This is a genomic window from Curtobacterium sp. MMLR14_006 (assembly GCF_001864985.1).
GTDB lineage: Bacteria > Actinomycetota > Actinomycetes > Actinomycetales > Microbacteriaceae > Curtobacterium.
The window spans coordinates 360,760-384,440 of the sequence record NZ_MJGU01000023.1; the positions used below are offsets into that span (position 1 = coordinate 360,760).

24 protein-coding genes and 1 tRNA gene are annotated in these 23,681 nt (G+C 71.4%); 17 read left to right on the plus strand and 8 right to left on the minus strand.

From position 1 onward, the window contains the following. Positions 1 to 97: 97 nt before the first annotated feature. Genes BIU94_RS13585 through BIU94_RS13595 form a run of 3 tightly spaced genes read left to right on the plus strand, consistent with a single transcriptional unit; the run spans position 98 to position 2,000 of the window. A complete protein-coding gene (locus tag BIU94_RS13585) occupies positions 98 to 547 on the plus strand; it encodes a MaoC family dehydratase N-terminal domain-containing protein (RefSeq protein WP_083404835.1) in 450 nt (149 codons plus the stop codon). After that, the gene (locus BIU94_RS13590) at positions 544 to 969 is read left to right on the plus strand and encodes a MaoC/PaaZ C-terminal domain-containing protein (protein ID WP_071262101.1); all 426 of its coding nucleotides are present in this window, start codon (positions 544 to 546) and stop codon (positions 967 to 969) included. The genes BIU94_RS13585 and BIU94_RS13590 overlap by 4 nt, the downstream gene beginning before the upstream one ends. Positions 970 to 971: 2 nt before the next feature. After that, entirely contained in the window at positions 972 to 2,000 is a 1,029-nt protein-coding gene (locus BIU94_RS13595; protein ID WP_083404836.1) for a UDP-N-acetylmuramate dehydrogenase, read from the plus strand. Between the two features lie 103 nt (positions 2,001 to 2,103). Here the strand turns inward: BIU94_RS13595 and BIU94_RS13600 are convergent, their stop codons facing one another. Continuing rightward, positions 2,104 to 3,354 (minus strand): pyridoxal phosphate-dependent aminotransferase, encoded by a 1,251-nt coding sequence (locus BIU94_RS13600; protein WP_175472225.1) that lies wholly within the window; start codon positions 3,352 to 3,354, stop codon positions 2,104 to 2,106. Positions 3,355 to 3,468: 114 nt separating this feature from the next. Here BIU94_RS13600 and BIU94_RS13605 point away from each other — a divergent pair. The 6 genes from BIU94_RS13605 (at position 3,469) to BIU94_RS13630 (ending at position 7,090) form a co-directional block, all read left to right on the plus strand. Further along, positions 3,469 to 3,541: transfer RNA gene (locus BIU94_RS13605), tRNA-Trp, on the plus strand. Positions 3,542 to 3,562: 21 nt separating this feature from the next. After that, entirely contained in the window at positions 3,563 to 3,841 is a 279-nt protein-coding gene (gene secE, locus BIU94_RS13610; RefSeq protein ID WP_071261181.1) for a preprotein translocase subunit SecE, read from the plus strand. Positions 3,842 to 3,960: 119 nt separating this feature from the next. Further along, positions 3,961 to 5,025, plus strand: coding sequence for a transcription termination/antitermination protein NusG (gene nusG, locus BIU94_RS13615; protein WP_071261185.1), 1,065 nt, complete (start codon positions 3,961 to 3,963; stop codon positions 5,023 to 5,025). A 158-nt stretch (positions 5,026 to 5,183) separates the two neighbouring features. Continuing rightward, positions 5,184 to 5,615, plus strand: coding sequence for a 50S ribosomal protein L11 (gene rplK, locus BIU94_RS13620; RefSeq protein WP_017888638.1), 432 nt, complete (start codon positions 5,184 to 5,186; stop codon positions 5,613 to 5,615). A 90-nt stretch (positions 5,616 to 5,705) separates the two neighbouring features. Further along, the gene (gene rplA / locus BIU94_RS13625; protein WP_071261187.1) at positions 5,706 to 6,395 is read left to right on the plus strand and encodes a 50S ribosomal protein L1; all 690 of its coding nucleotides are present in this window, start codon (positions 5,706 to 5,708) and stop codon (positions 6,393 to 6,395) included. A gap of 86 nt (positions 6,396 to 6,481) precedes the next feature. Beyond that, positions 6,482 to 7,090: a Pr6Pr family membrane protein gene (locus BIU94_RS13630; RefSeq protein ID WP_083404838.1), complete on the plus strand. Its 609-nt coding sequence runs from the start codon at positions 6,482 to 6,484 to the stop codon at positions 7,088 to 7,090. Positions 7,091 to 7,103: 13 nt separating this feature from the next. On the opposite strand, the gene BIU94_RS13635 is transcribed toward BIU94_RS13630, so the two are convergent. Together BIU94_RS13635 and BIU94_RS13640 are read right to left on the minus strand one after the other, a co-directional pair. Beyond that, positions 7,104 to 7,682, minus strand: a complete 579-nt coding sequence (locus tag BIU94_RS13635; RefSeq protein WP_254783011.1) for a YqaJ viral recombinase family protein — start codon at positions 7,680 to 7,682, stop codon at positions 7,104 to 7,106. Positions 7,683 to 7,934: 252 nt separating this feature from the next. Then, on the minus strand, positions 7,935 to 9,146 hold the full coding sequence (locus BIU94_RS13640; RefSeq protein WP_175472226.1) for an ROK family transcriptional regulator: 1,212 nt from the start codon (positions 9,144 to 9,146) through the stop codon (positions 7,935 to 7,937). A gap of 142 nt (positions 9,147 to 9,288) precedes the next feature. On the opposite strand from BIU94_RS13640, the gene BIU94_RS13645 reads away from it, so the two are divergent. From BIU94_RS13645 to BIU94_RS13670, 6 genes are all read left to right on the plus strand, one after another. Further along, entirely contained in the window at positions 9,289 to 10,035 is a 747-nt protein-coding gene (locus BIU94_RS13645; protein WP_071261189.1) for a sugar phosphate isomerase/epimerase, read from the plus strand. Further along, positions 10,032 to 11,189, plus strand: coding sequence for a Gfo/Idh/MocA family protein (locus BIU94_RS13650; protein WP_071261190.1), 1,158 nt, complete (start codon positions 10,032 to 10,034; stop codon positions 11,187 to 11,189). Before BIU94_RS13645 ends, BIU94_RS13650 begins: the two co-directional genes overlap by 4 nt. Positions 11,190 to 11,323: 134 nt before the next feature. Continuing rightward, positions 11,324 to 12,622, plus strand: a complete 1,299-nt coding sequence (locus BIU94_RS13655) for an ABC transporter substrate-binding protein (protein ID WP_071261191.1) — start codon at positions 11,324 to 11,326, stop codon at positions 12,620 to 12,622. A 178-nt stretch (positions 12,623 to 12,800) separates the two neighbouring features. After that, complete coding sequence (locus tag BIU94_RS13660; protein WP_071261192.1) at positions 12,801 to 13,796, plus strand: carbohydrate ABC transporter permease; 996 nt, start codon at positions 12,801 to 12,803, stop codon at positions 13,794 to 13,796. Continuing rightward, complete coding sequence (locus tag BIU94_RS13665; protein ID WP_071261195.1) at positions 13,789 to 14,628, plus strand: carbohydrate ABC transporter permease; 840 nt, start codon at positions 13,789 to 13,791, stop codon at positions 14,626 to 14,628. Before BIU94_RS13660 ends, BIU94_RS13665 begins: the two co-directional genes overlap by 8 nt. 107 nt (positions 14,629 to 14,735) lie before the next feature. Further along, positions 14,736 to 15,662: a hypothetical protein gene (locus BIU94_RS13670; protein WP_071261202.1), complete on the plus strand. Its 927-nt coding sequence runs from the start codon at positions 14,736 to 14,738 to the stop codon at positions 15,660 to 15,662. Positions 15,663 to 15,695: 33 nt separating this feature from the next. Here the strand turns inward: BIU94_RS13670 and BIU94_RS13675 are convergent, their stop codons facing one another. Further along, complete coding sequence (locus BIU94_RS13675; protein ID WP_071262119.1) at positions 15,696 to 16,373, minus strand: ABC transporter ATP-binding protein; 678 nt, start codon at positions 16,371 to 16,373, stop codon at positions 15,696 to 15,698. Between the two features lie 158 nt (positions 16,374 to 16,531). Beyond that, positions 16,532 to 18,070 (minus strand): ABC transporter permease, encoded by a 1,539-nt coding sequence (locus tag BIU94_RS13680; RefSeq protein ID WP_071261205.1) that lies wholly within the window; start codon positions 18,068 to 18,070, stop codon positions 16,532 to 16,534. A 160-nt stretch (positions 18,071 to 18,230) separates the two neighbouring features. Between BIU94_RS13680 and BIU94_RS13685 the strand changes: the two genes are divergently transcribed. Together BIU94_RS13685 and BIU94_RS17865 are read left to right on the plus strand one after the other, a co-directional pair. Beyond that, the gene (locus BIU94_RS13685; protein ID WP_175472227.1) at positions 18,231 to 19,664 is read left to right on the plus strand and encodes an oligosaccharide flippase family protein; all 1,434 of its coding nucleotides are present in this window, start codon (positions 18,231 to 18,233) and stop codon (positions 19,662 to 19,664) included. Further along, positions 19,661 to 20,551: a glycosyltransferase family 2 protein gene (locus BIU94_RS17865; protein WP_071261209.1), complete on the plus strand. Its 891-nt coding sequence runs from the start codon at positions 19,661 to 19,663 to the stop codon at positions 20,549 to 20,551. Before BIU94_RS13685 ends, BIU94_RS17865 begins: the two co-directional genes overlap by 4 nt. A 34-nt stretch (positions 20,552 to 20,585) precedes the next feature. On the opposite strand, the gene BIU94_RS13695 is transcribed toward BIU94_RS17865, so the two are convergent. The 3 genes from BIU94_RS13695 to BIU94_RS13705 are packed head-to-tail and all read right to left on the minus strand — an operon-like array spanning position 20,586 to position 23,676. Further along, positions 20,586 to 21,287 (minus strand): glycosyltransferase, encoded by a 702-nt coding sequence (locus tag BIU94_RS13695; RefSeq protein ID WP_071261211.1) that lies wholly within the window; start codon positions 21,285 to 21,287, stop codon positions 20,586 to 20,588. Continuing rightward, entirely contained in the window at positions 21,284 to 22,639 is a 1,356-nt protein-coding gene (locus tag BIU94_RS13700; protein WP_254783001.1) for a bifunctional PIG-L family deacetylase/class I SAM-dependent methyltransferase, read from the minus strand. Before BIU94_RS13700 ends, BIU94_RS13695 begins: the two co-directional genes overlap by 4 nt. After that, complete coding sequence (locus tag BIU94_RS13705) at positions 22,636 to 23,676, minus strand: acyl-CoA dehydrogenase family protein (protein ID WP_071261218.1); 1,041 nt, start codon at positions 23,674 to 23,676, stop codon at positions 22,636 to 22,638. Before BIU94_RS13705 ends, BIU94_RS13700 begins: the two co-directional genes overlap by 4 nt. Positions 23,677 to 23,681: the final 5 nt, after the last annotated feature.

A 23,681-nucleotide genomic window follows, 5' to 3' on the forward strand; every position in this document is an offset into this window, starting at 1 on the left:
CCCCGGAAGATCGGTGCCGGTTCCCCCCGAACCGACTCACCCCACAGTAACCGATCGCACCGGGGACTCGTCGGCGGCGCTCGGTAGACTGCCCTGCGTGTCAGTGAACCCCGAGCTCGTCGGCAGGACGTTCCCGCCGGCCCAGCCCTACCTGGTCGGCCGCGAGAAGGTACGCGAGTTCTCGCGTGCGGTGTTCGCGACCAACCCCGTCCACCACGACCCCGAGGCCGCGCGCGCCGCCGGCTACGACGACGTCGTGGCCCCGCCGACCTTCGCCGTCGTCGTGCAGGAAGCCACCCTCGCGCAGCTCCTGGCCGAGCCCGACGCCGGCATCGACTTCTCCCGCGTCGTCCACGGTGAGCAGTCGTTCACCTACGACCGGCCTATCGTCGCCGGCGACGAACTCACCGCCACGCTCACCGTCACGAGCGTCAAGACCCTCGGCGGCAACGCCATGGTCACCGCCCGGAGCACCATGAACGACGCCGCGGGGGAGCACGTCGTCACGGCGACCTCCACCCTCGTGGTCCGAGGAGACGACGCATGACCGCCGCACCCGCCACCACGCTCGAGGTCGGCACGGTCGTCGCCGAGCGCGACGTGCACCTGACCCGCGACTCCCTGGTCCGCTACGCCGGCGCCTCCGGCGACTTCAACCCGATCCACTACCGCGACGACGTCGCGACCTCGGTCGGTCTGCCCGGTGTCCTCGCCCACGGCATGCTCACGATGGGCCTCGCCGTGCAGCCGGTGGCCGAGTGGCTCGGCGACAGCGGTTGGGTGTCGGGCTACGGCGTGCGGTTCACCCGTCCCGTCGTCGTCGACCCGGAGCAGGGCGCCACGGTCGGGATCGTCGCCAAGGTCGGCACCGTCGACGACGACGGCCGTCCCGCCCGCATCGACCTCACCGTGACTGCCGCCGGGCAGACCGTGCTCGGCAAGGCGCAGGTCACGGTGGTGTTCCGCTGACCGTGACCGAGCCGGCGCTCGCCGACCTCACGACGCTCCGCGTCGGTGGGGCGGCAGCACGGCTGCTCACGGCGACGACCACCGACGAACTCGTCGAGCACGCCCTCGACGCCTTCGACGACCACGAGTGGCTCGTCCTCGGCGGCGGCAGCAACCTGCTCGTCGCCGACGGCGGCTTCGACGGCACCGTCGTCCTCGTCCGCACCACCGGCGTGGACGCCGACCGCGACGCCGACGGCGTCACCGTCCGCGTCGCCGCCGGCGAGCCGTGGGACCCGTTCGTCGCCACGACCGTCGCGAACGGCTGGACCGGGCTCGAGGCGCTGAGCGGCATCCCGGGCACCGTCGGGGCGTCGCCCGTGCAGAACATCGGGGCCTACGGGGTCGAGCTCTCCGACGTGCTCACCCGCGTCGAGTTCCTCGACGCGGCCACGGGGGAGCGCGCCTGGGTGCCGGCGGCCGAACTGGCGCTCGGGTACCGCACGTCGACCCTCAAGCACGGTCGGCGCGGCGTCGTGCTGACCGTCGAGTTCCGACTCGGCCTCGCCGGTCAGGACGGCGTGGCCGTCCGGTACGCCCAGCTGGCCGGCTCGCTCGGGGTGGAGCTCGGCGCACCCGTGCCGCCCGCGACCGTCCGCGACGAGGTCCTGCGACTGCGCGCGTCGAAGGGCATGGTGCTCGACGGGGACGACCACGACACCTGGAGTGCCGGGTCCTTCTTCACGAACCCGATCGTGTCCCCGTCCTTCGCCGAGACGCTGCCCGCCGAGGCACCGCGGTGGGCCGCCGGCGACGACGTCAAGCTCAGCGCCGCCTGGCTCATCGAGCACGCCGGCGTGCACCGTGGCTACGCGGTCCCGGGGTCGCGTGCGGGGATCTCGTCGAAGCACACCCTCGCGCTGACGAACCGCGGCGGCGCCACCGCGGCGCAGGTCGCCGAGCTCGCGCGCTACGTCCAGGTGACGGTCCTCAACCGGTTCGGGGTCGCGCTCGCCCCGGAACCCGTCGTGGTCGGCGACCTGCTCGACTGACGCGCCCGCCGGACCGGACGGACGCGCACGACGCTCCACGGGCCTCCCGGGAACCAGGAACGGGCCACCTCGACGAGGTGGCCCGTTCCGGTGTGCGGGGGGACTACGCGAAGAAGCGCGCCAGGCGCGCGACGCCCTCGGCGATGTCCTCGTCGCTCAGGGCGTAGGAGAGCCGCAGGTAGCCGGAGGGGCCGAACGCCTCGCCGGGGACGACCGCGACCTCGGCGTGCTCGAGGATCAGGTCGGCGAGCTCGAGCGTCGTGGTCGGGGTGGAGCCGGCCCACTCGCGGCCGAGCAGTGCCGTGACGTCCGGGTAGACGTAGAAGGCGCCCTGCGGCGTCGGCGTGACGAACCCGGGGATCGCGTTCAGCCCGGCGACGATCGCCTGGCGGCGACGGTCGAAGGCCTCGCGCATGTCGGCGACGGGTCCCTGCGGGCCGGTCAGCGCGGCGATCGCGGCGCGCTGCGACACGTTCGACACGTTCGACGACAGGTGCGACTGCAGGTTCGACGCCGCCTTGACCGCGTCGGCCGGACCGATGAACCAACCCACGCGCCAGCCGGTCATCGCGTAGGTCTTCGCGACGCCGTTCACCAGGATGGTGGTGTCGGCGAGGGCCGGGACCTCGGCGAGGACGCCGGAGAAGCGGACGCCGTCGTACACGAGGTCCTGGTAGATCTCGTCGCTGATCACCCAGATGCCGTGCTCGAGCGCCCACTCGCCGATGGCACGGGTCTGCTCGGCGCTGTACACCGCGCCGGTCGGGTTCGAGGGCGAGCAGAACAGCAGCGCCTTCGTCCTCGGGGTGCGCGCCGCCTCGAGCTGCTCGACCGTGACGAGGTAGTCCTGGTCGCTCCCGGCGAAGACCTCGACCGGTTCGCCGCCCGCGAGCCGGATCGCCTCCGGGTAGGTGGTCCAGTACGGGGCGGGGAGCAGGACCTCGTCGCCGGCGTCCACGATGGTCTGGAACGCCTGGTAGACGGCCTGCTTGCCGCCGTTCGTCACGATCACCTGCGACGGGTCGACGGTCGTGCCGGACTCGCGCGCGGTCTTGTCGGCGATCGCCTGCTTGAGCTCGGGGAGGCCGGTCGCGGGCGTGTACCGGTGGTTCTTCGGGTCCTGCGCGGCCTGGACGGCGGCGTCGACGACGTGCTGGGGCGTCGCGAAGTCGGGCTCGCCGGCGGCGAAGGAGATGACCGGGCGGCCGGCCGCCTTGAGGGCCTTCGCCTTCGCATCGACCTTGAGCGTCGCGGACTCGGCGATCGCGGCGATGCGGGACGCGATGCGCGGCCGATCCGTCGGCGCGGCAGCGGAGGTGGTGGTGGACTCGGGGCCGGGGGCTGCGGTGCTCACGACGTCGAGCCTACCGGCGCGGCACGCCGTGGAGGCGGCCGAGTGGACACCGTGTGACGGACTCCCGTACACTCGACCACCGGAACGCGCATCGGTGACGAGCGTGCGTTCCGAAGGGCGGTGGCTCAATTGGTAGAGCAGCGGTCTCCAAAACCGCAGGTTGCAGGTTCGAGTCCTGTCCGCCCTGCACATCTGGAAGGTTGAGAAGTTGGCGAGCAAAGACATGGAGACGACGGCGGACGACGTCGTCGCCAAGGCGAAGCAGGACCGGGCCGAGCGCCGCGGTCCGATCGCCGCCATCGTGCTCTTCATCCGTCAGGTCATCGGCGAACTGCGCAAGGTCGTCACCCCGACCCGCAAGGAACTCTTCAGCTACACGGGCGTCGTCCTCGTCTTCGTCGTCGTGATGATGGTGCTGGTGTCGATCCTCGACTTCGCGTTCGGTCTCGGCGTCGGCTACGTCTTCGGCAACGGTCCGACGGCCTGACCCGGACGTCGGCCGCCGAGTGCGGCAGACCCGAGGAGTACGGTCGCCCGAGACGGGTTCGATCCTGATCCGGACCGCCTGCCACCCCGACCCGCACCACCGAACGGAAAGAATCGACTGTGTCTGACTACTCCCGCGACGACATCGACCTCGCGACGGCTGCCGAGCAGTCCTCCGAGGTCGAGGAGAACCAGGAAGGCGACGTCGAGACCGCCGAGGGGCGCTCTGTCGAGTCCGCTGAAGAGCGTGCGATCTCGATCGAGGACGAGGACGACGAGTCCCTCGGGTTCGGCTCCGAGCCCGACGACGGCACCGTCGACACCGGGCTCGACGAGGCGCTGACCGCGCTGCAGGAGTCCCGCGACCCCGAGGCCGACGCGGTCGTCGACGACGCACTCGAGGTGGACACCGCCGACGAGGCCGAGGCCGCGGTGGAGGCCGTCGAGGACGAGGAAGAGGTCGAACTCGAGACCGAGGCCGCCGAGGCCGCGAACGAGACGCTCGCCGCCGACGAGGCCCTCGAGACCGAGGACGCCGAGACCGACGAGGACGCCGACGCGCCCGAGGCCGACCCGTACGACGCCTTCAAGGCCGAGCTCCGGATGAAGCCGGGCAAGTGGTACGTCATCCACTCCTACGCGGGCTTCGAGCGCCGCGTGAAGTCGAACATCGAGAACCGCATGGTCTCGATGTCGATGGAGGACTCGATCTACCAGGTCGAGGTCCCGATGGAGGACGTCGTCGAGATCAAGAACGGCCAGCGCAAGCTGGTCACGCGCGTCCGCATCCCCTCGTACGTGCTCGTCCGCATGGACCTCAACGAGGACTCGTGGTCGGTCGTGCGTCACACCCCGGGCGTCACCGGCTTCGTGGGCAACGCCCACAACCCGACGCCGCTGCGCTTCGACGAGGCGTTCGGCATGCTCAAGTCCCTCGTGCAGGTCGCCGAGGCCGCCCCGACCAAGGGCGGCACGAAGGGCAGCGGCTCGCTGCAGGCGCAGCCCGCCGCCGAGGTCGACTTCGAGATCGGCGAGACGATCACCATCAAGGAAGGCTCGTTCGCGGGCCTGCCGGGTTCGATCTCCGAGATCAAGCCGGAGAGCGGCAAGCTCACGGTCCTCGTCTCGCTGTTCGAGCGCGAGACCCCGGTCGAGCTCAGCTTCGATCAGGTCACCAAGCTCTAGCGACCACCATCCTGTAGCGATCACCGAGATCGACTACACTGAACGGGTTTGGGCCCGCGCGCCTCGTGCGAGCGGGCCTTCACCGCTGTCCGGATCCGCCGGACCAGCGGGAGAGTGCACGGGTCCCCGTGCGTTCGATTCCAGGAGGAAGACAAGTCATGGCACCGAAGAAGAAGGTCACGGGCCTGATCAAGCTGCAGATCAACGCGGGAGCCGCCAACCCGGCCCCCCCGATCGGTCCGGCGCTCGGTCAGCACGGCGTCAACATCATGGAGTTCTGCAAGGCGTACAACGCGGCGACCGAGTCGCAGCGTGGCAACGTCGTGCCGGTCGAGATCACCGTCTACGAGGACCGTTCGTTCACGTTCGTCCTGAAGACCCCGCCGGCCGCCGAGCTCATCAAGAAGGCTGCTGGTGTGCAGAAGGGGTCGTCGACCCCGCACACGGTCAAGGTCGCGAAGATCTCGATGGACCAGGTCCGTCAGATCGCCGAGACCAAGCAGGCCGACCTCAACGCCAACGACATCGAGCAGGCCGCGAAGATCATCGCCGGCACCGCGCGCTCGATGGGCATCACGGTCGAGGCCTAAGCACCGATCGGGCTCCGGCCCACCACCAGACACCTTTCCGTGGGAGAGCCTCGCCGGCTCGCCAACCACGTATCTCGCAAGGAGACCACCATGGCGAAGAAGTCCAAGGCCTACCAGGCCGCGGCCGCGAAGATCGAGGCCGACAAGTTCTACACCCCGACCGAGGCCGTCGCCCTGGCCAAGGAGACCGGTTCCTCGAAGACCGACTCCACGGTCGAGGTCGCGCTGAAGCTCGGCGTCGACCCCCGCAAGGCCGACCAGATGGTCCGCGGCACGGTCATCCTGCCGCACGGCACGGGCAAGACCGCCCGCGTCATCGTGTTCGCGACGGGTGCGGCTGCTGAGGCCGCCATCGCCGCCGGTGCCGACGAGGTCGGTGGCGACGAGCTCATCGCGAAGGTCGCCGAGGGCTACACCGCCTTCGACTCCGCCGTCTCGACCCCGGAGCTCATGGGCAAGGTCGGTCGTCTCGGCAAGGTGCTCGGCCCGCGTGGCCTCATGCCGAACCCGAAGACCGGCACCGTGACCCCGAACGTCGCGCAGGCCGTCAACGACATCAAGGGCGGCAAGATCGAGTTCCGCGTCGACAAGCACGCCAACGTGCACTTCGTCGTCGGCAAGGCCTCGTTCACGCCGGAGCAGCTCGACGAGAACATCTCGACCGCGCTCGAGGAGATCAACCGCCTCAAGCCGTCGTCCTCGAAGGGCCGCTACGTCATGAAGGGCGCCGTCTCGACGACCTTCGGCCCCGGCATCCCGCTGGACGTCAACAGCATCTGATCCCCGATCAGTCCCAGGAGGACCCGCACCGGTTTCGGTGCGGGTCCTTCTGCGTCCGGCACCCGAGCGCCCGCTAGCGTGGAGCCGTGCGCACCCTCGTGAACTCGTTGCGGCTCATCGCCGTCATCGCAGCCATCGCCGCCGTCGTCGGACAGTGGCTCGCCAGCTCGGAGGTCGCCGGCTACAGCCCGTGGAACTTCTTCGGCTACTTCACCATCCAGTCGAACATCATCGTGGCGGTCGCCTTCGCGGTGACCCTCGTCGTGGCGGCGCGGCGGAAGCGCGCGCAGCTCGGGGTCAGCCTGCTCCGTGGTGCGGCGACGGTCTACATCGCGACGACGGGGATCGTGTACAACACGCTCCTGTCGAACGTCGTGGCGGCCGACACCGTGCCGTGGTCGAACGAGCTGCTCCACCGGGTCATCCCCGCGTACGTGGTGCTCGACTGGCTGCTGTTCTCGGACCGGTCGCGCCTGCTGTTCCGGCACATCTGGTGGTTCGTGCTCTACCCGGTCGTGTGGTCCGTGGTGGTGCTGATCCGTGGCGCCACGGACGGGTGGGTGCCGTACCCGTTCCTCGACCCGGCGCAGGGCTACGGCATCGTGACGATCTACTGCATCGGCATCGCGGTGTCGATCGCGCTGCTCGGTGTGCTCGTCGTCGGGATGAGCCGGCTGCGGCTGGTGAAGCTCTGACGCGGGTGCAGGGCTAGGAGCGGAAGCCGCGCAGCTTGTCGAGCACGAGGTCGGCCAGCTGCACGAGCCCGCGGATCTGGTCGTCGTCGCGGTCGACCCAACGGCACTCCGGCTCGTCGGCGACGGGGACGAAGCCGTCGTGGCGTTCCCACACGAACAGGGTGCGGTCGGCGCCGAGGACGTACTGCTGCCACCAGACCTGCCGCAGGTAGTGGCGGGGGATGCTCCGCCAACCCTTGCCGGTCGTCTTGATCTCGGCGAGCACGACGCGCGAGGACCCGTCGACACCGACGCCGTCGGGGGTGGCGAGGTGCGCGCGGTTCGTGGCGGCGTGGAACAGGTGCGCCGAGGGCTGGATGCCGTGGGTGGCGGCCACCCACGCGGCGATGTGCGGCTCGCGGTCCTTGCCGTGCTCCGTGAACGCGTTCCCGGAGAACCGTGAGCCGTAGCGCTTCTCGGTGACGACGGACTCGACCGCGTGGAGCGACGCGAGCCGTGCGACGTCGGTCGCCGTGATGCCCGCGGCACGCGCGCGCAGCCAGGCGACGCGGTCGGAGGAGTGCGCGACGATGCGGTCGGTGTGCCCGCGCAGGGCGGTGAACGCGTCGTGCCCGGGCGCCGCGGTCGGCGCGGCGGAGACGGACTCCACCTCGAGCCCCGGGTCCGGGTCGCCCCACAGGGTGGGCTGCACGATCTTCACCACACGATTGTCCCCCCGTGCACCGACGTCACGAAACCGACGCACCGAGCGGACGCGGCCCTCCGCTCTGCCGTGCGCCACGCACTGCCGTGCCGGAGCCGCCAGAGCTGCCAGCGACGCCGGGCGCTGCACCGTCCCCGTCCGTCAGGACACCAGCTGTCGGCCGTCGGTAACGGTCACCAGGGCGTCGACACCCGTGGGGGAGAGCGCGTACCCGATGGCGAGGGCCGCCGCGCCCTGCAGCGCCGCGAGCGACCCGGACCGCGACTGCGCGATCACCAGGTGCTCGGTGGCGAGCGGCATCGAGCGGGAGTACACGACCTCGCGGACCCCGGCGAGCAGGTGCTCGCCGGCTTGCGTGATCGACCCGCCGAGGGCGATCACGGACGGGTTGATGAGCGAGACGCAGGTGGCGAGTACCTCGCCGATGTCCCGCCCGGCCTGCCGCACGGCCGCGATGGCGTCGAGGTCGGCCCGGTTCACCAGGTCGAGCACGTCCGCGCTCGAGTGGACGTCGTGGCCTGCGGCGCGCAGGCCCCGGGCGATCGCCGGCCCGGAGGCCACGGCCTCGAGGCACCCGGTGTTGCCGCAGCGGCAGGGGGCGTCGCCGGCGCGGGCGACGCGGACGTGTCCGATGTCCCCGGCGGTGCCCTGCGCGCCCCGTTGCAGCCGTCCCTCGGACACGATGCCGGACCCGATCCCGGTGGCGACCTTCACGAAGAGCAGGTGGTCGACGTCCGGCCAGCCGTGCTGCCGTTCGCCGAGCGCGGCGATGTTGACGTCGTTGTCGAGCAGGACGTGGGCGGCGATGTGCTGGCGCAGCCACGAGGGGACGTCGAAGCCGTCCCACCCGGGCATGATCGGCGGGTTCGCCGGGCGGCCGGTGGAGAACTCGACCGGGCCGGGCACGCCGATGCCGATGGCGACGACGTCGTGGCGGGAGTGGCCGACCTCGCCGAGCAGCTCGTCGATGGTGGACACCAGCCAGGTCAGCGTGGGGACGGGGCCGGCGGCGATGTCGATCCGCGCCTGGCGGGTGGCGAGCGGCGCGCCGACGAGGTCGGTCACGGCGACGCGGCCGTGCGAGGCGCCGAGGTCGGCGGCGACGACGAGTCGAGCGCGCGGTCGCAGCGCCACCTGTGCCGGGGGACGGCCGCCCGTCGAGACCGCGGTGTCGACCGGGCCGACGAGTCCGACGTCGACGAGCGCGTCGAGGCGCACGCCGATGGTGGAGCGTGCGAGTCCCGTCAGGCTCGCGAGCTCGGCCCGGGTCCGCGGCACACCGTCGCGGAGGATCTGGAAGAGCTCGCTCGTCCCGACCGGAGGCGACGCTGCCGTCCGAGTCAGATCGACCATGGGGCGAGTGAAACACAATCGAACGGGCCACGCAACGAAGTCCGTCGAGATCACGCCGACTTCTGCTTGACCGCCGACAGAAGCGGTCATAGTGTGACGCTCGGTCAGTGACGACCGCACCATCTCGACGAGGAGAACCCTGGTGACCCAACCGATCTCGGTCCAGCTCTACACCGTCCGCGATGCCCTCTCGGCCGATCTGCCCGGCACGCTCCGGCGCCTCGCCGACATCGGCTTCACGGACGTCGAGGCCTTCGGGTTCGTCGACGACGCCGACGGACTGGCCGCGGCACTGCGCGACGCCGGGCTCACCGCCCCGAGCGGGCACGCACGCCTGCTGGACGCCGGCGAGCAGGACCTCGAGCGCATCTTCCACGCGAGCGTCACGGTCGGGCTCGGCACGCTCATCGACCCGCACATCGACGAGTCGCGCTGGACCACCCGCGAGGACGTCGAGGCCATCGCCCGCGAACTCAGCGCCCTCGCACCGCGCGCCGCCGACCACGGCCTCGTGCTCGGGTACCACAACCACGCGTTCGAGTTCTCGAACCGCATCGACGGCGTGAGCGCCTACGAGGTGTTCGCCGACGCCCTGTCCGACGACGTCGTGCTCGAGCTCGACACCTACTGGGTGCAGGTCGGCGGGGACGACCCGGTCGCGATCATCGGCAAGTACGGCGACAAGGTGCAGTTCCTGCACGTCAAGGACGGCGACGGGTCGCACGACGACAAGCGGCAGGTCGCGGTCGGCAACGGCATCATGCCGGTGCGCGAGATCGTCGCCGCGGCTCCGGACGCGCAGCACGTCGTCGAGCTCGACGACCACGACGGCGACGTCTTCCAGGCCGTGGCCGACTCGTACACGTTCCTCGAGGGGGTCCGCGCATGACCGACACCACCACCGCGGCCGGCACGCAGCCCGCCGCCGCCGAGACCAACCGCACCGGCCCGGTCGGCGTCGGCGTCATCGGCGCCGGGGTCATCTCCGACCAGTACCTCTCGAACCTCACGGTCTTCCCGGACGTCGCGGTCCGGTTCATCGCGGACATCGACCTGCCGCGCGCCGCCGCGCAGGCCGAGAAGTGGGGCGTCCCGGCATCGGGCACGGTCGAGGAGCTCCTCGCCGACGACGACATCGAGATCGTCGTGAACCTGACGATCCCCGCCGCGCACGTCGAGGTCGCCCTGCAGGCGCTCGCAGCCGGCAAGCACGTCTGGGGCGAGAAGCCCTACGCCCTCGACCGCGAGAGCGCCGCCGCGCTCCGCGACGCCGCCCGAGCCGCGGGCCGGACGGTCAGCGTCGCCCCCGACACGTTCCTCGGCGCCGGTCTGCAGACCGCCCTCCGCACCGTCCGCGAGGGCCGCATCGGCCGTCCGCTCAACGGCCTGACGCTGTTCCAGAGCCCCGGTCCGGAGTCGTGGCACCCGAGCCCCGAGTTCCTGTTCGCGTACGGCGCCGGTCCGCTGTTCGACATCGGCCCGTACTACATCACGACCCTCGTGCAGGCGTTCGGCCCGGTGCAGAAGGTCACCGCGACCGCGTCGAAGTCCCGAGCGACCCGCACGATCGGTTCCGGACCGAAGGCCGGCACGGAGTTCCCCGTCGATGTCCCGACGAACCACTCGGCGCTCATCGAGTTCGAGGACGGCGGCAGCGCCCAGAGCGTCTTCTCGTTCGAGTCGGACCGCGGTCGCACCGGCTTCGTCGAGATCGCGGGGGAGACCGGCACCGTCGTCTTCCCCGACCCGAACGACTTCGACGGCGACACCGAGCTGTACGCGCTCGGCGCCGAGGAGCCCGAGTCGATCCCCGCGGTCGGCTCGACGTACACGCGCGGAACCGGCGTGGTCGACCTGGCCCGCTCCCTCCGTGCCGGCGAGGAGAACCGGGTCCCCGGCGCCCTCGCCTTCCACGTCCTCGACGTGATGGTCTCCATCGCCGAGGCGGCAGAACGTGGTGAGGCGGTGCTCGTCGAGAGCACCGTCACACCCTCCCCGACCCTCCCGGAGGGTTGGGACCCCGCGGCGTCCACCCTGGCCTGACCGCCGGTCCGGCCGGAGCCCGTCCGACGACGGGCGGGCGCCGCCGGGACGACCCGCACGCACCACCGCAGCACCACCGACAGCACGACACCACCACCTCCTGCACCATCTCAACGACGAGAAAGTAGAGAGTCATGCGCACTGTCATCCGCGCACTGGCCATCACGGCGGCCGCCGCCCTCACGGTGACCGGCCTCACAGCCTGCTCCTCCGGGTCGTCCGGAGCCAGCGACCCCAAGACGCTGACGTACTGGGCGTCCAACCAGGGCACGTCGCTCCAGAACGACAAGGAGGTGCTCACCCCCGTCCTCGAGAAGTTCACCAAGGAGACCGGGATCAAGGTGAACCTGCAGGTCATCGGCTGGAACGACCTGCAGACCAAGATCCAGACCGCCGTGTCCTCGAGCCAGGGCCCCGACGTCGTCAACATCGGCAACACCTGGGCGACGTCGCTGCAGGCGACCGGCGCGTTCCAGGAGTTCGGTGACTCCGAGATGAAGGCCATCGGCGGGGCGGACAAGTTCGGCAAGGTGGCGCTCTCCACCGGCGGCGCCCCGGGCAAGACCGTCACGAGCGTCCCGCTCTACGGCCTCGCCTACGGCCTGTACTACAACAAGGCGATGTTCAAGGACGCCGGCCTCGAGGCCCCCACCACGTGGGAGGACCTGACCGCCGACGCGAAGAAGCTCACCACCGGCGGCAAGTACGGCTTCACCATCGCCGGCGGCTCGTACACCGAGAACGCGCACTTCGCGTTCATCACCTCGGCGCAGAACGGCGGCGAGTGGTTCGACAAGGACGGCAAGCCGACCTTCACCGACCCGGCGAACGTCGACGGCATCAAGCGCTACCTCGACCTGATGCAGACCGACAAGGCCGTCAACACGTCGAACGCGCAGTACGACAACGGCACCCAGGCCGTGTCCGACTTCGCCAACGGCAAGGCCGCGATGATGCTCACGCAGAACAACGCGAACGCCACGATCACCTCGCAGGGCATGCAGTCGGACGAGTTCGGCGTCGTGCCGTTCCCGACCACCGCCGACGGCCAGGACATCGCGTCGTTCCCGGCTGGCATCAACCTGTCGGTCTTCAAGAACACGAAGAACAAGGACGGCGCGCTGAAGTTCGTCAAGTACATGACGAGCGCCGACACGCAGGCCACGCTCGACAAGCCGTACTCGGCCCTGCCGGTGCTCGCCGCCGCAGCCGACTCGGTCACCGACGAGCAGACCAAGACGTTCCTCGACATCTACAACAACAAGGCCAAGCCGCTCCCGCTGGTGCCCGCCGAGGACCAGTTCGAGTCCACGGTCGGCAAGGCGATGAACGACATGTTCGCCAAGATCGCCACCGGCGGCACCGTGTCCGACAGCGACATCAAGTCGGCGCTGCAGACCGCCCAGGACCAGGTCTCCCAGTCGATCGGCTGACCCGGCCAGGAGGCCCGGGGCGCGTCCGCAGGACCGCCCCGGGCCTCCGCCCCCCACCTCCAGAGCCGACCACCAGTCGGCAGTGAGCCATCGGTCTCACGCATGCCGTGCCTCCCGTCCGCCCGTTCCGGCCGGGGGTGCGAAGCACCCGGATCCCTCCTGCCGAAAGGCCCTGCCCATGTCCACGACGGTCCTGCCCGACTCCGAGCAGATCGACCTGACCCACACGAAGGCCCCGACAGCGTCGGGCCGTCCGCCGGGTCGCAAGCGCACGTTCCAGTGGCTGCCGTACGCGCTCGTCGCGCCGGCGATCCTGTTCGAGCTGCTCATCCACATCGTGCCGATGCTCACCGGCATCTGGATCTCCTTCATCCAGCTCACGAAGTACTTCATCGCCAACTGGGGTGCCGCACCCTTCGCCGGGCTGCGCAACTACCAGCTCGTCGTCGACTTCGACCAGGCCGTCGGCAAGGGCGTGCTGCACTCGTTCCTCATCACGTGCGCCTTCACCGTGCTCGTGGTCGGCCTGTCGTGGTCGTTCGGGATGGCCGCCGCGGTCGCGCTGCAGAAGCCGTTCCGCGGCCGCGGGCTCTTCCGCACGCTGTTCCTCGTGCCCTACGCACTGCCGATGTACGCCGGCATCATCACGTGGAAGTTCATGTTCCAGCGGGACTCCGGGGCGATCAACCACCTGCTGGTCGACCAGCTCGGGCTGTTCGGCGGCACCGGGCCGTTCTGGCTCATCGGCTCGAACGCGTTCGTCTCCGTCGTGGTCGTCGCCATCTGGAAGACCTGGCCGTTCGCCTTCCTCATGCTCATGGCCGGTCTGCAGTCCGTGCCGAACGACGTGTACGAGGCCGCCTCGGTCGACGGCGCGAAGCCGTTCCGGCAGTGGCGCTCGATCACGCTGCCGATGGTGCGCCCGGTCAACGTGACGCTCGTGCTCGTGATGTTCCTCTGGACGTTCAACGACTTCAACACCCCGTTCGTCCTGTTCGGCTCGACCGCGCAGCCCCCGGCCGCGGACCTGCTGAGCTTCCACATCTACAACGCGTCGTTCATCACCTGGAACTTCGGTTCCGGAGCCGCGATGAGCGTGTTGCTCCTGCTCTTCCTGCTCGTCGTCACCGGCATCTACCTCGCCGTGACCAACCGGAGGTCCGTCCGTGCGTGAGACAGTCGGCGCCAAGTCCTTCAAGATCGTGACCCTGGTCGTCCTGACCCTGTTCACGGTCGTGCCCCTCTACGTGATGATCACCACGGCCATCAAGCCGCTCGGCGACGTGCAGAACGACTTCACGTGGATCCCGACGAACGTCACCATCCAGCCGTTCATCGACATGTGGACGACCGTGCCCCTGGCGAAGTACTTCGTGAACTCGCTCGTCGTCTGCACCGTCGCCACGGTGTTCTCGCTGATCATCGCGACGTTCGCGGCCTACGGTGTCTCGCGCTGGAACTTCAAGGGCAAGAGCACCTTCACCACCGCGGTGCTCTCCACCCAGATGTTCCCGGGTGTGCTGTTCCTGCTCCCGCTGTTCCTCATCTTCACGAACCTCGGGAACTCGCTCGGCATCCAGCTCGTCGGCAGCTGGACCGGTCTCATCATCACCTACCTGACCTTCACGCTGCCGTTCTCGATCTGGATGCTGGCGGGCTACTTCGAGACCATCCCGCGGGAGCTCGACGAGGCCGCGATGGTCGACGGCTCGGGGCCGATGGGTGCGCTGTTCCGGGTGATCCTGCCGTCGGCGCGACCGGGTCTGGTCGCGGTCGGCATCTACTCGTTCATGACGGCGTGGGGCGAGGTGCTGTTCGCCTCGGTCATGACGAACGGCGACGGGCAGACCCTGGCGGTCGGCCTGCAGCAGTACTCGACGCAGACGAACGTGTACTGGAACCAGATCATGGCGGCCTCGCTCGTCGTGTCGATCCCGGTCGTCATCGCGTTCCTCGTGGTCCAGCGCCAGTTCGTCGCCGGCCTGACCGCCGGTGCCGTGAAGTAGACCGGACCACCTGACGGGAGGCACGATGCGGGTCGGACCCGCATCGTGCCTCCCGTCCGTCCGTGCGGCGGCGCGCACGCGGCCCGCACCACGACAGGATGGGACCCATGAACGAAGCGCGCGGACGACAGCTGCTGCCGGGACAGACCAGCCGGGTGCACGTGTACGACCTCGAGAGCCGGACGAGTCGGCTCGTGTTCGAGTCGAGCACGCTGCTCGTCGAGGCGCCGAACGTGCTGCCGGACGGCAGGCTCCTGCTGAACGGGGGCGGCGACCTCTGGCTGCTCGAGCACGGCGGGACGGTCGTCGACGAGTCGGCGCTCGTGCCGGTCCCGATGCCGGGCGTCCCGGAGATCAACAACGACCACGTGCTCGACCCCTCGGGCAACTCCGTCGTGGTGAGCGGTCGCGACGGCGACCTGTACCGGGTCCCGGTCCCGCTCGGCGGAGCCGCAGCGACGCTCACCGACGTCACCACCGCGCTGCCGGTCGTCCGGAAGTTCTACCTGCACGGCATCGCGCCGGACGGCGAGACCCTGGCGGCGATCGTCGGGGAGCACTCCGAGCAGGGCGTCTGGACCACCGACGTCGCACTCGTCGACCCCGCCACCGGAGACCCGACGTTCCTGACCCGCGACGAGCACCCGGACGACGGCGTCTCGTTCGCCGGCGACCAGCTCGTGTGGAACTCGGAGCGCTTCACCCCCGGCACCGCCCAGCTCGTCGCCCTGCGGCCGGGAGCGACCGACCCGGTGCGGATCACGAACGACGACCGGGTGAACTGGTTCCCGCACGTCTCGCCCGACGGCGCGCACCTGCTCTACCTGTCGTACGAGCCCGGCGTGCAGGGCCACCCCGCCGACCACCGGGTGGAACTCCGGCTGCTGCCCGGCGCGCTCGTCCGCGGCGCCCGGATGGCGGTGCTGCCGGAGACCCTCGTGACGCTCGACGGCGGGCAGGGCACGGTCAACGTCCCGCCGTGGTCGCCGGACTCGCGGTGGTTCGCGTACTGCGACTACCCGATCGGCGGCTGAGGCGGGTCCGAGGCCCGGTCCCGCCCGCCGGCGCTACACCTCGCGCACCTGCCCCTGCTCGAGGCGCAGGCGACGCTCGGCCCGCTTCGCCACCCACGAGTCGTGCGTGACGATGACGACCGTCAGCCCGCGATCCGCCCACTGCTTCTCGATGAGGCCCATGATCTCGTCGCGGGTGCCCTCGTCGAGCGCACCGGTCGGCTCGTCCGCCAGCAGCACGCTGGGGTTCTTCACCAGGGCGCGGGCGATCGCGACGCGCTGCTGCTGCCCGCCGGAGAGCTCGGCCGGCAGGTGCTCCATCCGCTCGCCGAGCCCGACCTCGCGGAGCGCAGCCGTGGCCCGCTCGCGGATCTCCGGACGTGCTCGGTTCGCGAGCGACCCCGCGAACGCCGTCTCGACGTTCTCGAGCGCCGTCAGCGTCGGGATGAGGTTGAAGCTCTGGAACACGAAGCCGATCTCCGTCGCCCGCAGGTCGGTCAGCGCACGGTCGCCGAGCTTCGCCACGTCGCGGTCGCCGCCGAGGTGGATCGACCCGGCCGTCGGTCGGTCGAGCGCCCCGAGCATCTGCAGCAGCGTCGACTTGCCGCCGCCGGTCGGCCCCTGGACCGCCACGAGCTGTCCCTGCGGGATCGTCAGGTCCACGTTCGTCAGGGCGGTGACCGTCCGGTTCTTCTGCTGGTACGTCTTGCTGACGTTCGTCAACCGGTACATCGGACCGGAGGCGCGGTTCGCCTCCGCCTGGCCGGGTGCGGTGTCGGTGCTGGTCACGGTGACTCCTTCTGGTCGCGTGCTCGGTGTCGGTGTCGGTGTCGGTGCGTGTGCGGCGTGCGGGCCGGCGGTCGGTGTCGTGCCGGTCGCGGGGCCGGGCATCAGGCCACGCTCCGCAGTGCCTCGGCCGGACGGAGCCGGCTCGCACGCCAGCCGCCGAGTGCGCCGGCGATGAGACCACCGAGGATCGAGAGGCCGATCGCCAGCAGGACGACCTCGACGGTCACCGGGGCGTGCAGGACCACGTCGGTCGTCGACGCGGTGGCCGTGCCGCCGCCGAATCCGCCGGCCGGAGCGCCGCCCGTCGTGCCGCTGCCCGCGGCCGCGGTCGCCGCGCCGCCGGGCACGCCGCCGCCTGCGCCGCCACCACCGGTCGTGCTCGAGGCGCTCGCCGAGATGGTCGGGCTGATGACGTTCACCACGAGGATGCCGATCAGGCCGACCGCTGCGCCGACGACACCGCCGATCAGGCCCTGCACGAGCGACTCCCCGGCGACCTGCCGGGTGATTCGGCCGTTCGACCAGCCGATGGCCTTGAGGGTGCCGAACTCGCGGGTGCGCCTCGTGACGCCGGAGATCGTGAAGAGGATCGCGAGGAGGAACGCCGCCGCCAGCACCACGATCGACAGCCAGGTGCCGAGGTTCGAGACGAGGCTCGACGCGGTGCCCAGCGAACCGGAGACGCTCGACGCCAGGTCGGACTCGGTGGAGACCGTGGCGGTGGTGAGCTCCTGCTGCAGGGCGGTCTTGATCGCGCTGACGTCCGACGAGGACTCGGCGGACACGTAGATCGCGGTGACCTTGCCGTCGAGGTCGGCGAGCGCCTGCGCGGTGTCGAGGGGGATGTAGGTGTTCGAGCCCGTGGTGGACGACGAGCCCGTCGAGGTGACGATGCCGATGACCTCGAAGTCGGTGCCGCCGATGTCGACGGTGTCGCCGACCGCCTTCGACTCGCTCTTCGCGTAGGACGCGTCCAGCACGACGACGTCCTTGCCGGCGTCCTTCGCGGTGAAGGTCCGGCCCTTCGTGAGCTCGGTGCTCGTCAACGGCCCGACGGCGTCGCCGGAGACCGGGATGCCGGTCACGGAGAACGAGTCGACGTCGAACGAGCCGCCGCCGAAGCCGCCGCCGCTCGGCGGCCCCTGCTGGGTGGAGCTGTCCGTGCTGCTGCTGTCGGAGCTGCTGCTGTCCGTGCTGCTGCCGTCGGTGGACTGCTTGACCTGACCGGAGAACGTGCTGTTCTCGAGGGTCAGCACACCGGTCGCGGCCTCGACGCCGTCGGTGCCCGTCACGGTCGTGAGGTTGGCGGCGCTGAGCGTGCTCGTGCCGCGCGCGACGGCGAGCCGTGACTGCGACAGGTCGGTCGACCCGCTGCTGTCGCCGTCGTCACCGCTCCGGCTGCCGAAGTCGAAGCTCGGTCGACCGGAGCCCGACGCGCTCGGGGTCGTCGTCTTCGTGACGGTGATGTCGGTGCCGACGCCGTACACGGACTGCAGCACGCTCGACTGCGCGGCCTGCACGCCGCCGGCGATCGAGGACACGACGACCACGAGGGCGATGGCCAACGCCATCCCGATCGCGACGATGACGGTCTGCTTCTTGCGGTTCGTGAGTTCGCGCCTGAGGTACGTCAGGAACATGGTTCTCCTCGGTGGTGGTCGGCTGCGGGTCACCGGCCGCACGACGTGCACGGGCGGGGCCGACGAGAGGGAACGTAGGGAGCGGGCCTGTGGCGATCGCTGCCGCTTCCGATGAACCAGCCAAGGAAGTCTCTCGCGAATGTGATATGCTGCATTCGTGGTGACGGTTCGGGGTGGGGTGATCAGCCTGACGGGCACGGCCTTCCGTGCCTGCGTCCAGATCAGCGCGAACATCGTCACCGCTCGCATCCTCGGACCGGATGCCTACGGCGTGGCCGCCGTCGTGCTCGCACTCGCCGTGCTCGTCGAACTCGTCCGCACCAACGGCTTCGCCTCGGTCGTCCTGCGCTCCGGTGACCTCGCGGCGCCGGTCCTCGTGGCGCTGCACCGGATGAGCGCCCGCCTCGGATGGGTCCTCGCCGCTGCCGTCGGGTGCACGGGCGGGGTGCTGCTCATCGCGGTCCCGCACGGGCCCTACGGCCCGTTGCTCGTCGTGATCGCGATCGCGTTCCCCCTCGCCGGTCGCGTCGCCGTCCCGGTCGCGAGCCTGGTCCGTCGCCAGCAGGTCGGGCGAGTCGTCGCGGTCGAGTCCGTCGCGGTCGTGCTCGGCGCGGTCACCGCGATCACGCTGGCCGCGGCCGGTGCCGGTCCCTTCGCGATGATCGCGCAGGTGGTCGTCCTGTGGGCTGCGACGGCGACCGGCATCGCCGCGCTGCGGGGGACTCCGACAGGTCGTGCGGCACCCTGGGCCGCAGTCCGGTCGATGACCGGTGCCGCGCGCGACCTCTCCCTCGTCCAGGTCGTCTCGCTCGCTGCCCGGACCGGTGACCGCGTGCTCGTCGCCGCGGTGTTCTCACCCGCCGTCGCCGGGCTCTGGGTGCAGGCGATGCAGCTGATGACGCTGCCGCTCGACCAGATCGGCGCAGCGGTGCAGCGGGTGGCCGTGCCGGCGTTCACCGCTGCCGGCCCCGATGGTGTCCGCCGCCGCTACCGGCGGATCGTCCAGACGGTGACCCTCATGGCCTGGCCGGTCCTCGCACTGCTCGGGGCGCTCGCCGGGCCGGTGGTCGGCCTGCTGTTCGGAGCGGCGTGGGCGGGCTCCGCCGAGATCCTGCCCTTCCTCGCCGCTGCTGGGGGCGCACAGGCGCTCGGGTTCGCAGCGGTCTGGTACTTCGTCGCGAGTGGTCGGTCCGGGCGGCAGGTCCGGTGGGCGTTCGTCTCTCAGCCGGTGCTCCTCGGCGCCCTCGTCGTCGCACTGCCCTGGGGCGTGCACGGCATGGCCGCTGCCTACGCGGTGGTCTGCGCCGGCCTGGTGGTGCCGTCGTTCCTCGTCGCCACGCGCGGTTCGGGCATCCGACTCCGCGACCTCGGCTCCTCCGCCGTACCGGGAGCGCTCGCCGCGGCGGCAGCCGTCCTGGTCGCCCTCGCCGTCCGGTCCGCCGCACCGTCCGGGGCGGTCGCCGCTGTGTTCCTGCCCGCGGGCACCGGGATGGTCGCGGCCGTCCTCGTCGCCGCGGCGTTCCCGGCGGTCCGTGCCGTCGCGACCGGTCTCCGACCCGGCGGCGTCACGGTCGAGGGCGGGACGGCTCGGTGACCGCCGTCGAGCCGGGATCCCGGGCCCGGACGGGGGCTCCCGACGCGCACGACCGGCCCTCGGTGGGCGTCGTGGTCCCCGTCGGACCAGGAGGGACGACGGAGCTCGCCGCGCAGCTCGACGCCCTCGTCCGGCAGACCTGGCGGGGGCTGGTCTCCGTCGTGCTGAGTTGCAACGGGGCTCCGGTCGCGGACGTCGAGGCGATCGTCGACGCCACCGCGTGGCCCTCGGGTTGGCGGACGTCGGTCGTCGACTCCTCCGTCGTCCGCGGACCGGCCGCCGCGCGGAACGCCGGCTGGCGGTCCCTCGACACCGAAGTCGTGCTGTTCTGTGATGCGGACGACGTGGTGTCCGCCACCTGGATCGAGGCGATGGTCGCTGGTCTCGCGATCGCCGGAGTGTGCACCGGACCCTTGCGGCACGACGGACTCAACGAGCCTTGGATGTGGCGCAGCGTGCAGCAGCCCTGGCCGAGCGTGCGCTTCGGGCACCTCCCGCACACGACGTCTGCCAACCTGGGCATGCGGCGGAGCGTGCTCGAGCAGACGGGCGGCTTCGATCCGGCGTTCCTCGCAGCAGAGGACATCGACCTGGCATGGCGCGCCACGTACCTCGGGTACCCGACGCGCTTCGAGCCGGCTGCGGTCGTCCAGTACCGGCTCCGACGGTCGGTCCGTGCGCTCTTCCGGAACCACCGGCACTACGCCCGGTGGGACCACCTCCTGGTGGAGAAGCACCGCGTGCACGGGGCGTCCTGGCAACGCGGCGCGGTGCTGCGGCACGTGGTCGCGACCTGCTGGTCGGTCGTCTGCGCACCGTTCGGCCGCCGCCGTCTCCGGATCGCGGCAGTCCGGCTCGGGACGCTCGCCGGGTGGCTCGTCCGGTAGCCGGGTACGCCGGCGACTCGGCCGGACGACCCGGTCAGCTCGCGTCGCCGTACTGTTGCCGCAGGTGCTCCGCGTACCCACCAGGGGTGCGACCGGCGAACCGGCCGCTCGTCACCACGGGCAGGTCGACCGTCGCGTCGACGCGGAAGCCCGTCGCGCGCGCGCGTTCGACGAGCCGGACGTCCTCGTGCTCGGGGACGGGGTCGAACCCGCCGAGCGCCAGGTAGGCCGCCGCGAGCACGCCGAGGTTCGCACCGTGCACGTGTCCGAGCGCGGCTCCGGGCGGGTGCGCCCGGGTCCAGCGGGCGAGCACGACGGGATCGAGGTCGTCCGGGTCCGGGACGACGGCGCCGACCAGCACGTGCGCCCCGGAGCGCAGTGCGTCGGCCTGCTGCACGAGCCAGCCGGTCGGCACCCGGGAGTCGGCATCGGTGTGCGCGAGCCACCGCCGCCCGGCGTCGGCGGGGTGGTCCCGGACGGCCTGCGCGGCGCCGAGCGCCCGCGCACGACCCACCCCGACGTGCGCGGTCGTGACGACGTCGACGGCGAAGCCGTCCACCACAGCGGCGGTGCCGTCGGTGCAGCCGTCGAGCACGACCGTGACGGAGACCTCGACGTCCGGCCGCTCGGCCGCGAGCCGGGCGCGAGCGGCGCCGAGCGCGGCGAGGCAGGCGGCGATCCGGTCCTGTTCGTCGTGCGCCGGGACCACGACGTCGATCCGTGCGGGCGTGGTCACCGGACCAGCCCTTCGTCCCGCGCGACGGAACGGACGGCCGGACCCGGCAGCACGCTCAGCACGAAGTCCTCCTCGACGTGGCGGACCAGTGCGGGGCGGGGCCACCGTTCGGCGAGGCGGGCGTCGACGGCGTCGCCGCTCGAGACCGCTTCGTCGTCCGGGTGGCGCCAGTGGCAGGCGACGAGGACCCCGTCGTCGTCCAGGGACGCGAGCACGCGGTCGATCGTCGCGTCGAGGTCCGAGGGGGACAGGTAGTAGCCGACCTCGGACATGACGACGAGGTCCCAGCGCCCCGCCGGCCACTCGGCGGGCAGTGCGGCCTGGACGAACCGGGCGTCCGGTGCCCTGCGCGCGGCCTGCTCGAGGGGTGCGGCGGAGATGTCGGTCCCGAGCACGGCATCGGCACGCTCGGTCAGCGCCGCCGTCAGGACCCCGGTCGCGCAGCCGATCTCGATCGCCGACCGGAACCGCGGTCGGGGGAGTGCGGCCAGCGTCACTGCGCGCTTCCGGCGTTCGTACCAGGACCCGTCGAAGTCCCACCCCTCGGGCTTCCGTTCGTAGTGCGCGTCGAAGGAGGCCTGGGAGCGGGAGGGCACCTGCTCCGACGCGAAGAACCACTCCGTCGTGCGCAGGTGGTGCTCGGCGTGCCGGTCGTCGACGATCGCCTCGTCCCCGACGGCCGGCGACAGCGGGCTGACCTGGGAGCGGTAGGTCGCGAGCGCGCTGCGCTTCCGCTCCAGCTGGTCCTCGGTGAGTCGGAGTGTCCGGGCACGTCCCCACGGCGCCTCGGACGCGGTCGGGTCGTCCCAGTGCCAGGTCCAGATCGGGTAGGCGAGCAGGGACGTCCCCGGGACGGCACGCGCTGCGTCCTCGGCGACCTCTCCGGCGATGCGGTGGTCGCGGTGCCCGTCGCCGCGCCAGGGCGCGACGAGCAGCGTCGGCCCGGCTCCCAGGGCGAGGGCGTCGGCCACGGCGCCGACGACGCGGTCGCGGTGCTCGCGGGTCGCGCCGTCGGGGATGCCGACCGAGGTGACCGTGGCGTCCGGGTGCAGGAGCCGCACGGCGGCGGCGAACTCGGCGTCGCGCACCGTGGCCAGGTCCGTGGCGGTGGTCGTGGGGGAGTCCGGGTGCGAGTGCTCTCCCCGGGTCAGGAGCAGCACGTGGACGGGCATGCCGTCGTCCGCGGCCCGGGCGATGAGACCGCCGGCACCGAGGGTCTCGTCGTCGGGGTGCGGCGCGAGGACGACGACGGACCCGATGCCGTCCAGTTCGACGGCGCCGGACGGCACGGTGTCGAGGAAGGCCGTCCACGCCGCCGGATCGGTCCCGGGCTCCCGGTGGTCGAAGCTCACCACGCGACACCGCCGCGCTCGACGACGATCCGGCCGATGCGTGCGAGGTCCCGGGCGCCGTGGTCCTGCAGGACGTACAGCTCGAGGTCGGCGACCCGCGCCGCGACCGCCGCGTCCGCGGTCAGTGGAGCGGGACCGATCGTGGACACGACCCGCTCGCGCACGGCGTCGACCGCCCTGCGGACCCTGGAGCGGACGGACTGCGCGAGCAACGGCCAGTCCGGTGCGGAACCCTCCGGTCCCGCCGTCTCGTCGTCGATCGCGCACGCCGCTTCCGCGAGCGCACTCTCGGCGTCGGCGAGGTCGAGCACGGTCGCGCCGAGCGCCGCCTGCAGCAGTTCGGACGCCGGGCGCTCCTCGGCGAGTGCACGGAGCCTCCTGCCGAGGCCGACCGCTCCGCCCCACCAACACGCAGCGACCCCGATCCCGCCCCACGCGAAGCCGGGCCGGGTCAGGTACCAGCCGGGGTCGCCGACGGGCTGCGCCCGGACGCCGTCGAAGTCGACCGGGCCGCTCGGGACGTCCGGCATCCCCCGCGCCACCCAGGCGTCGTCGTGCGCCGAGACGCCGTCCTGCCGGAGGTCCACGGCGACGAGGCGTCGCTCGTCACCGGAGTGTGCGGTCACGAGGGCGTGGGAGAGCGTCGAGGCCAGGGAGCACCACGGCTTCGTGCCGTGCAGGAGCACGGTGCCGTCCTGCTGTTCGGTGGCGTCGAGACGGAGTCCGGGTGCCTCGGCCGCGAACACGCCCCACGTCGTCCCGGCCGGCGCGTCGACTCCCGCCTGCGCGAGGATGCCGAGCGCGTCGAGGTGTGGCTCGACGGTCCGTGCCAGGGCGACGTCCGCGGCCGCCACGGCGGCCAGGGTGCCGAAGAACCGTCCGGCGGTCCCCGAGGCCAGCGGCGGGGTCGTGGACGCGACCGCCCGCGCGAACGCGAGCCGGTCCGCGTGGGTCCCGCTGAGCCTCCCGGCCGAGCGTTCCAACGCCGGAGCGTCGACGTCCGTCGCGGACGGGGGCCAGGCGGCGGTGCGCAACATGGGGC